Raw genomic sequence first — 13,422 nt, 5'->3', positions numbered from 1 at the left:
GCCATTCGAACGACAAAAGGAATCGTGAATGTTGCGTAAAACCCTTCTGGCCACTTTCTGCGCCAGCGCACTGATCACCGCCGCAGCGCCTGTTTTCGCGGCGTCCACCCAGGAACTCAAAAGCGAGCAGGGCACGCTTGAAGTCACGGCAATCACCAAAGGCCTGGAACATCCGTGGGCCTTGGCATTTTTGCCCGATCGCCAAGGCATGCTGGTGACCGAGCGTCCCGGTAATCTGCGAGTGGTTACCGCCGATGGCAAACGCTCGGCGCCGATCAGCGGCGTTCCGACCGTGTGGGCCAAAGGGCAGGGTGGTTTGCTGGATGTGGTGTTGTCGCCGGACTTCAAACAGGACCGCATGGTTTATCTGTCTTACGCCGAAGGGGGAGGCGCGGGTGACAAGGCTGGCACGGCCGTTGGCCGCGGGCGCTTGTCGGAAGACCTGAAAACGCTCAAGGATTTCAAAGTGATTTTCCGCCAGGAGCCGAAGCTTTCGGTCGGCAATCACTTCGGCTCGCGGCTGGTGTTCGACCGCGACGGTTATCTGTTCATCGCGCTGGGCGAAAATAACGACCGGCCGACCGCGCAGGACCTCGACAAGCTGCAGGGCAAAGTCGTGCGGATTTACCCGGACGGCAAAGTGCCGGATGACAATCCATTCGTCGGTCAGTCCGGCGTGCGCCCGGAGATCTGGTCTTACGGCCATCGCAACCCTCAGGGCGCAGCGCTCAATCCGTGGAGCGGCACGCTCTGGGAGAACGAGCACGGGCCCAAGGGCGGTGATGAGCTGAACATTGTCGAGCGCGGCAAGAATTACGGCTGGCCGACCGCCACTCACGGCATCAACTATTCCGGCCAACCGATCCCGGAAGCCTCGGGCAAGACTGCCGAAGGCACTGTGCAGCCCCACCATGTGTGGGACATTTCGCCAGGCATCAGCGGCATGGCTTTCTACGATGCCGACCGCTTCAAACCTTGGCAGCACAACGTGTTCATTGGCGCTTTGGTCAGTCAGGAACTGATCCGGTTGCAGTTTGATGGCGACAAAGTGGTGCATGAGGAACGGCTGATGGGCGAACTCAAGGAACGCATTCGCGATGTGCGCCAAGGTCCGGACGGCTATCTCTATGTGCTGACGGACGAGAAAGACGGGACCTTGTACAAAGTCGGCCTGAAATAGCTGCTGTTGGGTGAAAGGGCCTTACGAGGTTGGCGCAGCGACCGTCCTGCGCCGATCTTTCAGGCCCCGCACCACCAGATACAGCAGCGGCCCGATCGAGACGAAAACAGCGGTAATCACCAGATAGGGGATTACCGACAGTGCGGACTGTCCGCGTTTGCGCGCATCGTGGTACATCCAGATACCGGCCATCGTGGCCAGCAGGTAAAGGTCAATCACCACTTGTGCGGTATCTGGCCGCGACATCAGGCTAATGCCGAAGTCGATCAGTGACTGTTCTGCTTGCAGCATGACTGACAAGGTGTATCCAGCGAACGCAATTAGAGCAATCAGGGGGAGGGCGATAGTCTTCATGGTTTCCTTCCTTGGAGAAGATGAGTGGGACGGGCATTCGGTTAGCTTTTTGGCAATTGCGGCAGCAGCGGTCGCAGGAACGTTCGTTCGTAGCTGACGATGAATTTTTTCTCCAGTAGCGACGCAACCAGCGCCGTACTCTCCGCGTCAGTCATCGCGATATGACGGTAACTTTCGTAGTCGGCCAGCGAAGGGAAACTGAACAGGCAATACGCAATGTTGCTGGCGCCTTCGGACGGCAGGAAGTAGCCATGGTGACTGCCGCCCAGTCGCTCGACGATACCGAGCCAGGCTTGGGCGTATTCTTCGAATTCACTGAGTTGGTAAGGATCGATCACATATCTGACGTGGCAGGTAATCAAATGGCAGCTCCTCAGAATCGCATTGGGCAGGCTTGATTCGGCGCTGGGTTATTCCTGCACAGCCTTTTCGACTTTGCTCGACGCCGACCATATCCGATAACGAACCTCGACATCCTTGGGGACGTAAAGAACGATCGGCAACTTACTGTTATAGCGCAACAGGAAGCCATCGCCGACCACCGGCACAAAGTCTTTTCGGGATTTGCCATCAGGGCATGCCATCATCGTGCTCATGGGCCCGATAACTTTATCCAGTCGATAAAACGGATAACCCCAACCTTCCAGATTCTTTTCCTCGAGAATTCCGCCCAGACGCTGACGGTTGCAATCTACGGTCAGCGTCTTGCCGGCGAGGATTTCGACCTGAAACGCGTCTTCCTGAGTTCGCGGCGCCAGGTGAATGACTTGGCGGGTGTAGCCGCTCTCAGGTTTGGGGAAGGGTGCTATCTCTTCGAGTTTCGCAGCATGCGCGGCGCAGGATAGCCCAGCGATTATCAGGCCAATTGTCGTATTAAAGGTCGAAGAACCCATGTTGCCTCCATGCGATCGAGTACAGTCAGCAGAAACCCAGGGTCGCATTCTTACCGCCGTTCATCGCTAATGCAACCCGCCTCCATGTTTGCAAATTGCAGTGCTCCGGACGGTACTTATTGCAAATTGCATGACATTAAACCGATGGCCTGCGCGCTAAACCGTTGATTTGCCGACGAGGGGCGAAGCAAAAGTTTGGGCATGTTTTATGCTGTAGATGTTCTTAAGCTGACCGGCGATTTTTAAGAGTCAGCGTCGGAAGAAAGAGAGCGGTCAGAGAAAGGAATGCGTCAACCCGCATGGATGAGCAACGGGTTATTCCAACACCGACCGATAATTATGTTGATTGGCAGTCTCACATTAAGGAGAGGGTCGCCATGTTTTTATCTGCCCTGGAACTACGCAATATCATTGAGAGCAGCTTCCTGCCGAAGCGCTGTCAGTGCAGTCTGTCCCCTGATTTGACCATGACTGTAAAAGTGTATGCCGATAAGCAAACCGATCACGTTGACCTCTTGGTAACGGGTATTAACGCCAAGCGTTTAACCGGTTCCCGAGAAATCAATGACTTGATCGCCGAGCTTCGCTCGGATATCCAGCACAGGGCCGAATTTCGACCGCTGCATCTGGATCGCAAAGCGATTTAAGCATTCGTTCATTTAAGCACTTGTTTCAAGTTCCACCGAGACGCGCCGGGTCTGGAAAAACCCCAGACCCAGCGTCAGCTCAACCACAACCGCCAGCAAAATTCCTGGGCCGGCATGGCCATTCAGCCATTCGCCGAAACCCAATATTGCCAAGCCCCAACATCCGACGATAAAACCGTTGCTTAAGGCAGTTCGGGTGACTGACGGCGCTTCGTTGCGAACCAGATAAAAGATCACTCCCAGAGCAGCGAACAATACCGCTCCGCGTCGCGCCACCAATCCCGCCGCTGACGAATATTCGACATCCCAGATCGCCAGCAACCGCTCCGGCATCAAGCCCCAAATCAACGCCAGCGCGAAACACAGCACGGCGGTGAATGTCGATAACGTGCGAAACGATAACTGCATGGCGAATCCTTGCGGCAGTGAGGGAGGCGCCCAGAGCATAGCGCCGCTGCCCTCGTCTTGAAACCGCAAAAAACCAAATCAGAAACGTCTGTCAGTTTTGATAACTGCACGCGTCGGACAATTTCCGATAACTGATTTGAGCAGGCTGGCCAGAGACGCTATCGATGTATTTCATGTCAGCAGTCACCACTTTGCAGTCCGGAGTCGACGGCTCATTCAAGGCAATCACTTTGCCGACGTGGATCGGCATGCCGTATTGGTAGGGCACGGCTTGAGTGGCTGAAGTGTCGGTGGCTTGGGCCAGACCGGCGAATGCGGTGCAGGCGAGGGCGGTAGTCAGCAGTAAAGTGCGCGCGTTCATGGAAAGTCTCCGGTGCAGGCTGAAAGTCAGCTCGGCGCAAGACGCGCCGAACCTGCCGCACTGGGCGTCAGACGGGTCTGAGGGCGTGCGGTCCCGTAAAGGTTTGGACCGCAGCGTTAAGCGATGGTTAAACCGAGCGGATGCCATCGGTCGTGAAGGGAATTCTGACGGAGGTTTCATCTGGGCAAAGAAACTGCGCGAGTTGAGGAGTGTTCCTACAAGCCACGACGCCTTGTCCGCTTTCGGCGGCTCGGCTGGAAGGATTATTGTTTGGCCTCGCTGCAAAATCAGCGAACAGGTTTGGTCACCTGATGCCATCGCACAGATTTGTGCCATCATTCGCGCCGCGGACTTCTTAGTCTTCGTAGTGCGTTGCAATGGCGGCTGTGTGCTGGACGCCTCCGGGCGAACCGATTTGATGGTGTCGGTTGACCAAGCCTGTACACAGCCGCCTCCCATCGTTTGGTCACGGTGTCAGCGGTTTCCCAAACCAATCATCGAGTGACATCACTATGCAAACGCCTAACCCTTTTCCAGATCGCTATCGCGCAATCAAAAGCAGCGCTACCGACTCAAGCCCTATGGTCATCGACACCCAGGCTGATCCCCACGACCTGATCGAAGCCGCGCTACAGCGCAATCGTGCATCCGCCAATTTGCTGGAAACGCTTCACTGCATGAGCTTCAAAGACGCAGACGTCCAAGACATTCCCCACATAACCCACGCGCTCTATCTGCTCACGCAAGACGGCTGCGACTTGTTGCAAGTGGCGCAGCAGCGGATGTTGGGGTGGAAGGCGCCGGTCTAAGAATGTAAATGCCGGGCGAACCTAGCTCTACGAGCCTGGTTTGTCCGGATATTGGGAGTTGATCGCGGAATCAAAGTTTGCGTGGGAAGAAGGAAAGTGGCGGATGTGTGGCTTCCCACTCCTTGGATATTTGCTTGGCTTGTTCAATTTGTTCGGGCGTCATTTTGGCAGAGAGTTCAGGCAGTTTGGAATTTACCCGGTCCAACATTCCGCCACCACCATCTAACTCTCGGAGCAGGCTCAGTAAGGCGTAAGAATTGACGGGATCGTAAGTGAATCCGAACTCTGAGACTTCTTGGCTCAAGTAGTAGCCATAGCCGAATACCGCTATCGCATATCCCGCTTCTGCCGCTTTTTTATTCCAATACCTGAACCCTTGGTAATCGTTTTTCTCTGCCAGAATTGCGCCGTATTCAAGCATTGCTTTAGGATAGCCCCCTTCTGCAGACGCTTTCATTAAGCCTTCAATAGCCTCAGCTCTGCGAGATGGCAATAAAAAGTAACCATGCCCTTGGCGATACATTATTCCTAAAAAATACTGCGCAAAAACGTAACCATTCTCCGCGGATTTTTCTAACCATTTATCATCGCCGGTAACTCGGTATTTTAAATACATAGCCTCTGCGCTTCCCTCCGCAGATCGAGCGCTAGCGGTATCCAACGCCATTTTTCCCCACTCGTTAGGCTCTTTCCGAGTCTTTGAGCAATTTTTCATTACTACGCAGAGATCATTTTTCTCTCCGGCGAGCCTGATCATTGAGTAGATATCGCCCTGCAGAGCCGCTGCTTCGTATGAGCTCACTGCTTCAGCAGTCATATATTTATCGTTTGTACGAATAGCTTCGCCTAGATAGTATTGCGCCTCTGCATCTCCACCTTCGGCAGCATGTTTCAAATCTGGCAGCGCGGATACGGCTTTGAACTGATTATAGAGTTCCAAACCCCTGACCTTCGCAGACTGCTGCTCGTCGGACATTTGTGCGCTAGCTTGGAGAGATAGGCCTGCCGAAAGTAAAAGGGCGTAACAAACTACTCTCAATGATTGCAACTTCATAGTTTATCTGGGAAGTATGAAAGCGGAGGGTGTGTTTTTTTCCACTCCACAGACATTTTTGTAGCTTGAGCTATTTGCTCAGATGTGAGCTGAGGTGCTATTTCTGCTAGCAAATCCTCAGCGAATTCCTTTACGCCTCCACCGCCATCTAATTCAAGTAAAGTGGAGATGATTGCGTAGGATTTGACTGGGTCATAGGGAAATCCGATTTCTGACGGATTTTTTGCCAGATATGACCCATACCCGAATACAGCCTCTGTATATCCAGACTCAGCGGCTTTTTGATACCAGAATCTAACAGCTTCATAATCTTTTTTTGCGGCAAGCAATTCTACATAAGCCATCATTCCTGGCGGATATCCACCTTCGGCAGATGCCTTCATCAATTGCTCAACGAGATCTGATCGGCTAGAGGGCAGAAGGAAAAAGCCTTTTCCGTCACGATATCCTGTTCCTAAGTAATACTGCGCAAAGGCATACCCGCTATCGGCGGACTTTTTCAGCCACATGTCGTCCTTGGTGAGACGAAACATCACGTACATAGCTTCTGCCTTTCCGTCAGAAGATTCTTGTTCCGCTGCCTCTAATGCAATCTTGCGCCATTCACCAGGATTTTTTTGCCCTGCTGGGCAATTATTCATAGCAACGCAAAGGTCGTTTTTGTTCCAAGAAAGTCTGACCATTGAATATATGTTGCCTTGTAATGCAGACGCTTCGTACGCAGCTTGCGCTTCAGTTGTCATATGCCTTTTTATTTTGCGCAAAGCTTCACCTAGATAATACTGAGCTTCTGCATCGCCTGAGTCCGCGGCAATTTTCAGATGCGGTATAGCCAAGTCAGTCTTAAACTGATTATAAAGAACAATACCCTGTTCTTTTTCCTGCGTTTTGGTTGGAGAGGCTATTGCTGACACCGAACTGCTAATAAAGCAGAGGTAGAGTAGTGTGCGAATAAGTAGCTTTGAATGCATCATATTGAACTTCTCGAAAATTATGGGCCGATGTACTTCATTGTGCTAATCGGATTGAAGCTATTCTCGCGAAGATCAAGCTTGCACATCCCTTCGAGGCGCTGGCCGAGTTTTTTACTATCACTCACATAAGATGCTCGAGCCTGTACGCCAGTCGGCTTAGACATGCTCAAGACAGGATCTGCCATAAATTTGTCGAGTATATACCGATTTTCACAGTAAGCCTGACCAGGATTTTCGGCCATTTCGCCGAACTCATTCATAGACTTACACGCATCTTCGAATTGCTGTTGGGCCTCAACTAAACTCCCGCTTGCGATTGAATTGCTTGTTATCCATCTTAATATTCGGCTAATTGCCAACTGCTGCAGCAGTTTCGCTTCCTCTTGTTTGTATTTGTGCTCTTCGTCACTACCATCACCTTCTGCCATCTTCGTGGCGGTTACGGTGAAAGCTTCAGGAAAGGCTGTAAGTGTCATGAATATCGGCCCTAGCGCGGCCGGTGTTGCGCGAACGAACCATTTTTTTAGCTCATCCTGATTATGGTACTCAACAATTGCATGAGCAATTGGACCTCCCTTGCCGGCCCCAGTCATTGCTTTATACAAATTCATGACGACGTTAACACCCATCATGTACGTCATCACAACATCCAGTCCAATCGCACCCAACATGTTTAATGCAGAAGCGTGCTCAGCCGCCTCCGGCGTAATCCAGCTAATCGCCTTGCCCTTCGCTTTGTACAACTCCCGACGATAAATATTAATCAGCTCTACAACCGCTTCATAACCGACTTCAAATTTGAAACTGCCACTTGCTCCCGGGCCGAGGACGACGGTGGCTTTGAGGTTGAGGATGAATTTACCTTTGTCGAGGGATACACCCGCGTTGCCTTGCAGGCCTGCGCCGTAGGCCGCGCCCAAGGAACCGCTGAGGTTGGCCAGCGTCAGCCATTGGCTGGCGCTGGTGGCTTCTTCCTTGTTGTTGATTCCAGTGGAAGGCCCGGCGCGCAGTGTGGCGAGTTCTTTGGGTGGAGCCCAGTTCAGGGCGCCGGTCAGTTCGATGCCTGCTTGTACGCCGGCGAACAGATTGAAGCTGGCTTTCATGCCATCTTCGATCTGGATGTTGGCCGCTCGGCCCGACATAACTTGCCCGCTCGATTTAGTGTCGACTGCGGTCATTGCCTTGGATTGGTATTGCAGGTCCGGGGTGGGGCTGGTGTCGCCAGCGGTCACTTTGGCGGCAACTTTGTCTTCATGGTCTTTGCGTTCGGCCTTCGCTGCGGCGTCTTCGCGTTGCGCCGGTTTGACGGCACTGAGTGTCGCGCCGTATTTAGTGTTGCCGGTTATAGGCGACAGTTCGATGCTGCCGGCAAGCATCAGCGATGCGCCGGCGTAGCCCCAGGCGCGGGCGCCGAAGTGGAAGGACATGCGACCCAGGTTCATGACCTGCACTTGAGGATTACCTTCGAGGTAGTAATCCACGGTCACGTCCTTGGCGTTGGCACGCGTTGGCATGTCGACCTTCAGCAGTTCAACTTCACCGCGCGCCAGGTCAAAGCTCAGGGATGCGCTGGCGGATGCCTGGAAACCTTCGGCTGCGGAGTAGGAGGGGCCTTCGGTTTTCACTTCGCCGTGCAATCTTTTCTGCGGCGGCGCCAGGCAGCGAACAAATTGCGCTTGCGGGCTCTTGTCGAAAAGCCGGACTTCGCCACGAACACTCTTTTTGAACACCACTTGCTTGAGATGCTCGCCCCATTCCTGGCGGGCGCCGGCGTCTTCAAGTTCAGTGACCTTGTAACCTTTACTGCCGAGAAAACTGTAGAACTTCTCGATGCTGAACCAGCCATTGGCATCAAACCAATCGCCAACCTGATCACCGATTCTCAGTGCGCCCTGACTTTCCAGCCATTGCGCGAAGGTCTTTTGTGCACTGTTCTTGGCCGCGCCACCGTCACCATTCTTTGGAATGTTTTCAACTTTCTTGAGACTTTCCTTAAGCTTGTCGGCGGACTTTTTCAGGTCTTCGGCGACCAGCTTCGGCACTTCTTTAATGTTGAGCAGACTGAACCATTTTAATGGCGCGCCATTCGCACCCACGGTACTGACTTCTCGCAAAGGGAAGCCATCTTTCACGAGGCGGTCAATCGGTTGCGGTTCGAATTGTTCCGGCTCCCACAGCAAGTGGCGGCGAATTTCGTCCGCAGCAACTTTCTGCTTGGCTTTTTCGTGCAATCCCTGTTTGACGACTTGCAGACGATCCCACTCGAGACGTTCAGCCTCGACCAGCCCTGCGGGCGCTTGGGCATTCTGACCAGTCGCTTCAATCCAATTTTTGTACTTCTCACGCAGTCGTTTGTTGATATCAGCCTGGCGAGTTTCAGTGTCGAGGTGCAACTTGAACTGCTCGACACCAGAAGTGATGTCGCCGCCGCTGATCAACGCGTACTCGGGCAGGGCGATGCCGTACTCGGCCACTTTGATGATTGCGTCGGTGTATTCGTGATAAGCGAACGAAGGCGCTTCGCTGTTCTTCCAGGCGATGTAAGCGTAAGTGTCACCCTCGCAATTTCTCATGCACGTCTGCAGCTCATCGCGCTTTTTCTTGTCTGTTTCAAGCAGCTTGGCGATCTCTTCCCGTGGCACGGGTTTGATGCCATCCGCCTCGATCAACGCCTTGCGTTTTTCCAGATAATTCTGCACCCGAGCGCGGGCTTCGATGGCCTCGGGAGCGAACACGGTGCCGTTTTCGTAACTGAAGCCTTTTGCTTGCGCTGCGGCGATCGCGACCCTCTTCAGGGCCAACCACTCGCTTCGCAACTTATGCAGATCGCCATAATCATTACGAATGCGGTTTTGCGCATCGATATCCGCCTGAAGTTGATCCATGCGCGAGCGTTGAGGATCGGCTTTCGGCGCTTCAACTTTGGGCGCGTCTTTTTCTTGAGCGCGTTTCGCCTCTTGCCGACTACGAAGGACCATCCCCGGGTCCATTTCGATATTTGGTTCCTGAGCTTCAATTTCTTCCATTCGCTGGCGCTGTTCGCCTTCGAGGAAATTGCTCAGTTTTGGCTCGAGGAAGTAACTCAACAAGCCGCTTTGGTCCAAACCCTTGAGGCGTTCATCGCGCGATTTGCTCGGCGCAATCTGGTTTTCCAGGGTATGCATGGCCTCTTTCATGGAAGAGGCTGCGCGTTCAGGCAGCAACCAGAACTCTTCTTCGTCGGTTGCGTAAATCGCCGTGCCGTATGTGTTGTCGCAGGGCTTGGGTTGATCCTTGAAACCTGGCGCGCACGCGGTCTCGAAGGATTTTGCCGGGCCCAGGTCGATAGGCTTGGGCGCCGCCGCGCTCGAGCCTTCAGCCTTCGGCGGCGGCGCCAATGGCGACGGCGGCGTCGCGGCGGGGGTTGCTGCCGCGGAGGTCTGGTCGATGCTGGGCACACTCAGATTCCAACCCGGCATGATCACGTCCGGGTAGCGAATAAAAGGGTTCATCTTGCGCAGTTGCGCAACGTTGGTTTTGTAGCGAACGGCAATTTCGCTGAGGGTTTCATCAAGAACGACGGTGTGATTGGTGATTTCCATGGTGCTTCCGTTCTGTTGTTGCGTCAGGTTCATTGGGGAGTGGCCGATGCGATCTGCATCAACTTCTCAACCTTGATGAACGACTCTTCCCTGGATTGCAGGATGGCTACGGCTTCTGGCCGCGTTTCAAGCAGAGGCCCGTCGACGACGGAGGCGAGCTCGAGTAAATGTTCACCTTCGTAGATGTTGCTCTGCAGCAAAAGGTCCAGATTCGCGGCAATGTCATTGATACGTTCGTCAGCCGGTTCACCGAACGCGGCGTATTGCTCATCGACCCAGTACAACCAAGCCAGTCGCGCTTGAACCGATGCGGCATTGTCGGGAAGGTTGAATGCCGCGCCGTCCCCACGCCACTTCGCTGGCGAGTTGGCTGTCCACGACAACCACGCGCCGCGTTCTTTGCCGAAGTGGCTGGGCGCAGGGCTGTAGACCGTTTGCCAAGGCCCGAACAATTGCACCGAGGTTTCGCCGGCGGTATACGCCAGCGCGGCCCACAGACTCGGTTTGTGATAGCTCAACAGACTCTGGCCGCCAGACCCGTCATTGGCGCGCAATAACCAGCGCGCATGGGCGAGGGCTTTTGCGGCATCTTCTGCCGTCAGGGCAATGCCGGCGTGGTTTTCCTCGCACAACCGCGTGGCTTCGGCCGCCAGACGACTGCCCCACGGCGCGCTCAGCCATACCGGGCCTTCGTCGACGATGTCGGCGAAATCGGTGGCGGTGAACAAGGCCTGGGCGTTCATCGGTTCGCCGATGCGGTACAACCGGGACATGGCCTCCGGTTGCCGATTGCGATCGATGATAAAACACAGCACCTGGCTGGAGGGTTCGCGTGGCAGCGACTCGAAGGCGTAACGAGGCGCGGCCAGCAGGGTGTTCATCGCGGTTACATGCATGTGCAATCCTTACGCGTGCAAGCGCCGTTGCTCTGTTTGCCGCACAACGGCGTGATCCCCGATTCATTGAGGCGGCTCGGCAGCGGCGCCTTGCCGGCGATATCCGCATCGGCGACTTTCATCGGTCCCGGCAGCAATGGCGCGGCCGGAGTACCGGAGCCCGGCCCCCCACCGGAGTTGACCTTTACGGTGGCGCCATTAATCGTCACCCCGCCAGCATCGACCTTCACAAAGCTGCCGCCAGCCTTGGCCGTCAGCTCCATCCCACCCTCGACCACCACCTTTTCCCCGGCGTGGTAGTGAATCTCGGTGCCGGCCTCGACAAACTGCGCCGTTCCGACCTTCACATGCTGGGTCACGGCCACGGTCAGGTGATCATCGGCGCGGGTTTCGCTCTTGCGGTCCAAGTGCGTTATGCGGTGCTCTTCAACCTTGAACTCGCTGTAAACATTCGCTTCGACGGTGTCGTGCCGTTCGTTGCCGATACGGATTTTCTGATCGTGCTCGATGTTTTCGTCCCAGTCGCGCTGGGCGTGCAGGTAGATCTGTTCCGCGCCTTTTTTGTCTTCGATGCGAAACTCGTTGTAGCCCTTGCCGCCCGGGGAGCTGAGGGTTTTGAAGGTGCTGCGGGTTTTGTTCGCCGGAAGGTCGTAGGGGACGACGTTTTCCTTGTGGTACAGGCAACCGGTGACCAGCGGCTGGTCGGGGTCACCTTCCATGAACGACACCAGCACTTCCATGCCGACTCGCGGGATGGCGATGCCGCCGTAGGCATTGCCGGCCCAACCGGTGGCGACGCGCAGCCAGCAGGAGGTGGTGTCGTTGGCCTGGCCGTCGCGGTCCCAGTGGAATTGCACTTTGACCCGGCCGTACTGGTCGGTGTGGATTTCTTCGCCCGCCGGGCCGGTGACGATGGCGGTCTGGCTGCCGAGGATCTTCGGTTTCGGGTGTTCGAGGGCAGGGCGGAAGTGCGCGTCCCACGGGGTGGCGAGAAAGCGGTTGCGGTAGCCCTGGTGGAAATCGTCTTTGTTATTGGTCACGTCGCTGGTGACGTTTTCGCCGAGCACCTGCGGTTGTTTGCCTTCGTGGACCACTTCCAGCAGCAGCCAGAGGTCGTTCCACTCGGCGCGCGGGTGTTCGCTCAGGGCCAGAAAGTGGCCGCTGACCAAGGTCGGCTCGTCACTTTTGCCTTCGGCGAGTTTGTAGTCGCTGCGATGGCGTTCGAGGGCGCGGCTCGCCAGTTGCTTGCCGCGCTCGCGGTCGGTGAAGCGGCCGGGGTAGTCGTAGTCTTCGAGTTCTGGTTCGAACTCGGTTTTGGCCGAGCCTTCGGGGAGGATGCGCGGTTTCTCGAAATCGTAGTCGCGACGGCTGACGCGCGTGGTGCGGGTTTCCAGGCGCAGGTTGAAGCGCTTGATCACCGGTTTTTCGGCGGCCATGCCGGAATCTTGCTGGTAGCTCACGGGCGCGAGTTTGCGGAAGACCGTCTGGTCATCGCCAAACACCAGTTTGTGGCCGCTGGCCGAGTGCTGGAAGTGGAAGTGAATGCCTTCTTCTTCGCACAGGCGCTGGATGAAATCGAGGTCGGACTCGTCGTACTGCACGCAGTAATCGCGTTCCGGGTAGATGGCGCCGAGCTGGAAGTCGTACGCGTCGGACAGGATGCCGCGTGCTTCGAGGACCTGGCCGATGATCTTCGGCACCGTCAGATGCTGGAAGATTTGCTGGTCGTGGTTATGTCGCAGGTAGGCGAGTTGCGGCACCAGGCTGACGCTGTAGCGGGTCAGCTTTTTGCCGGAGTCGCCTTGCTCGATGCGGTAGACCTGGCCATGGATGATGCCTTCGCCGGTGGCGCCGAAGGTCAGGCAGCCGGGCTTGTGCAGCAGCTCTTCGAGTTTCAGGTCGGGGCGCGCGCTGACCAGTTCGATGTCGAAACAGAACGGTTGGTTGAGGGCTTCGCGACCGACGAAACTGAGCACTTGCAGGTCAGCGGAAACACCTTCCAGCGTGAGGGAAATATGGGTTGCGTTCGCGTCCAGCATGCCTTGAATTCCGTCCTTTGAATAAGCTGGGGCGGATGGTGCAGGATTAACCCGCCTCGTTCAAGGCGCAAATGCCGCATCCAGACACGGCCTCGCACATAGGGAAAACCCTGATATGACCGGGTTGGGCCAATGATTACGCGGTCGACGTACACATCCCGGAACGATTTCGGCCGTTATGAAGCATGCTGGCGATTCAGAACTATTGGTCACTTTCAGACTAAAG

Annotated in this window: 13 protein-coding genes; 3 read left to right on the top strand and 10 right to left on the bottom strand. The window is 55.3% G+C overall.

From position 1 onward, the window contains the following. Window positions 1-28 precede the first annotated feature (28 nt). Window positions 29-1,180 (top strand): PQQ-dependent sugar dehydrogenase, encoded by a 1,152-nt coding sequence (locus FBY12_RS04430; protein WP_145251492.1) that lies wholly within the window; start codon window positions 29-31, stop codon window positions 1,178-1,180. A gap of 21 nt (window positions 1,181-1,201) precedes the next feature. Here FBY12_RS04430 and FBY12_RS04425 read toward each other — a convergent pair whose 3' ends face one another. The 3 genes from FBY12_RS04425 to eco are packed head-to-tail and all read right to left on the bottom strand — an operon-like array spanning window position 1,202 to window position 2,427. After that, entirely contained in the window at window positions 1,202-1,534 is a 333-nt protein-coding gene (locus FBY12_RS04425; protein ID WP_145251490.1) for a DUF2834 domain-containing protein, read from the bottom strand. A gap of 41 nt (window positions 1,535-1,575) precedes the next feature. Beyond that, window positions 1,576-1,896: an NIPSNAP family protein gene (locus tag FBY12_RS04420; RefSeq protein ID WP_145251488.1), complete on the bottom strand. Its 321-nt coding sequence runs from the start codon at window positions 1,894-1,896 to the stop codon at window positions 1,576-1,578. A 48-nt stretch (window positions 1,897-1,944) separates the two neighbouring features. Beyond that, window positions 1,945-2,427 (bottom strand): serine protease inhibitor ecotin, encoded by a 483-nt coding sequence (gene eco / locus FBY12_RS04415; protein ID WP_145251486.1) that lies wholly within the window; start codon window positions 2,425-2,427, stop codon window positions 1,945-1,947. Window positions 2,428-2,804: 377 nt separating this feature from the next. On the opposite strand from eco, the gene FBY12_RS04410 reads away from it, so the two are divergent. Next, entirely contained in the window at window positions 2,805-3,074 is a 270-nt protein-coding gene (locus tag FBY12_RS04410; protein WP_121730922.1) for a DUF1652 domain-containing protein, read from the top strand. A gap of 12 nt (window positions 3,075-3,086) precedes the next feature. Here the strand turns inward: FBY12_RS04410 and FBY12_RS04405 are convergent, their stop codons facing one another. Then, window positions 3,087-3,482 (bottom strand): hypothetical protein, encoded by a 396-nt coding sequence (locus FBY12_RS04405; RefSeq protein WP_145251484.1) that lies wholly within the window; start codon window positions 3,480-3,482, stop codon window positions 3,087-3,089. A 91-nt stretch (window positions 3,483-3,573) separates the two neighbouring features. Beyond that, window positions 3,574-3,843, bottom strand: a complete 270-nt coding sequence (locus tag FBY12_RS04400) for a DUF2790 domain-containing protein (RefSeq protein ID WP_145251482.1) — start codon at window positions 3,841-3,843, stop codon at window positions 3,574-3,576. 512 nt (window positions 3,844-4,355) lie between these two features. On the opposite strand from FBY12_RS04400, the gene FBY12_RS04395 reads away from it, so the two are divergent. Further along, entirely contained in the window at window positions 4,356-4,652 is a 297-nt protein-coding gene (locus FBY12_RS04395) for a hypothetical protein (RefSeq protein ID WP_109521008.1), read from the top strand. Window positions 4,653-4,722: 70 nt separating this feature from the next. Here the strand turns inward: FBY12_RS04395 and FBY12_RS04390 are convergent, their stop codons facing one another. From FBY12_RS04390 to FBY12_RS04370, 5 genes are all read right to left on the bottom strand, one after another. After that, a complete protein-coding gene (locus FBY12_RS04390) occupies window positions 4,723-5,592 on the bottom strand; it encodes a tetratricopeptide repeat protein (RefSeq protein ID WP_256663257.1) in 870 nt (289 codons plus the stop codon). 110 nt (window positions 5,593-5,702) lie between these two features. Next, the gene (locus FBY12_RS04385; RefSeq protein ID WP_145251480.1) at window positions 5,703-6,680 is read right to left on the bottom strand and encodes a tetratricopeptide repeat protein; all 978 of its coding nucleotides are present in this window, start codon (window positions 6,678-6,680) and stop codon (window positions 5,703-5,705) included. Window positions 6,681-6,697: 17 nt separating this feature from the next. Continuing rightward, window positions 6,698-10,261, bottom strand: coding sequence for a LysM domain-containing protein (locus FBY12_RS04380; protein WP_145251478.1), 3,564 nt, complete (start codon window positions 10,259-10,261; stop codon window positions 6,698-6,700). 29 nt (window positions 10,262-10,290) lie between these two features. Continuing rightward, window positions 10,291-11,157, bottom strand: coding sequence for a DUF4123 domain-containing protein (locus FBY12_RS04375; protein WP_145251476.1), 867 nt, complete (start codon window positions 11,155-11,157; stop codon window positions 10,291-10,293). Next, window positions 11,148-13,196 carry a type VI secretion system tip protein VgrG gene (locus tag FBY12_RS04370; protein ID WP_145251474.1) on the bottom strand — a complete coding sequence of 683 codons (2,049 nt, stop codon included), beginning with the start codon at window positions 13,194-13,196 and terminating at the stop codon, window positions 11,148-11,150. Before FBY12_RS04370 ends, FBY12_RS04375 begins: the two co-directional genes overlap by 10 nt. Window positions 13,197-13,422: the final 226 nt, after the last annotated feature.

Source organism: Pseudomonas sp. SJZ131 (genome assembly GCF_007828705.1).
GTDB classification, from domain to species: Bacteria; Pseudomonadota; Gammaproteobacteria; order Pseudomonadales; family Pseudomonadaceae; genus Aquipseudomonas; species Aquipseudomonas prosekii.
Note: the sequence above shows the minus strand (reverse complement) of the source record. Positions and strands in the feature narration are given on the sequence as shown.

What these genes read in the sequence shown, in the direction of transcription:
- FBY12_RS04430 (WP_145251492.1), top strand. Translation starts at nt 29, where the DNA reads ATGTTGCGTAAAACCCTTCTGGCCACTTTCTGCGCCAGCGCACTGATC.
- FBY12_RS04385 (WP_145251480.1), bottom strand. Translation starts at nt 6,680, where the DNA reads ATGATGCATTCAAAGCTACTTATTCGCACACTACTCTACCTCTGCTTT.
- eco (WP_145251486.1), bottom strand. Translation starts at nt 2,427, where the DNA reads ATGGGTTCTTCGACCTTTAATACGACAATTGGCCTGATAATCGCTGGG.
- FBY12_RS04380 (WP_145251478.1), bottom strand. Translation starts at nt 10,261, where the DNA reads ATGGAAATCACCAATCACACCGTCGTTCTTGATGAAACCCTCAGCGAA.
- FBY12_RS04410 (WP_121730922.1), top strand. Translation starts at nt 2,805, where the DNA reads ATGTTTTTATCTGCCCTGGAACTACGCAATATCATTGAGAGCAGCTTC.
- FBY12_RS04400 (WP_145251482.1), bottom strand. Translation starts at nt 3,843, where the DNA reads ATGAACGCGCGCACTTTACTGCTGACTACCGCCCTCGCCTGCACCGCA.
- FBY12_RS04395 (WP_109521008.1), top strand. Translation starts at nt 4,356, where the DNA reads ATGCAAACGCCTAACCCTTTTCCAGATCGCTATCGCGCAATCAAAAGC.
- FBY12_RS04370 (WP_145251474.1), bottom strand. Translation starts at nt 13,196, where the DNA reads ATGCTGGACGCGAACGCAACCCATATTTCCCTCACGCTGGAAGGTGTT.
- FBY12_RS04425 (WP_145251490.1), bottom strand. Translation starts at nt 1,534, where the DNA reads ATGAAGACTATCGCCCTCCCCCTGATTGCTCTAATTGCGTTCGCTGGA.
- FBY12_RS04375 (WP_145251476.1), bottom strand. Translation starts at nt 11,157, where the DNA reads ATGCATGTAACCGCGATGAACACCCTGCTGGCCGCGCCTCGTTACGCC.
- FBY12_RS04405 (WP_145251484.1), bottom strand. Translation starts at nt 3,482, where the DNA reads ATGCAGTTATCGTTTCGCACGTTATCGACATTCACCGCCGTGCTGTGT.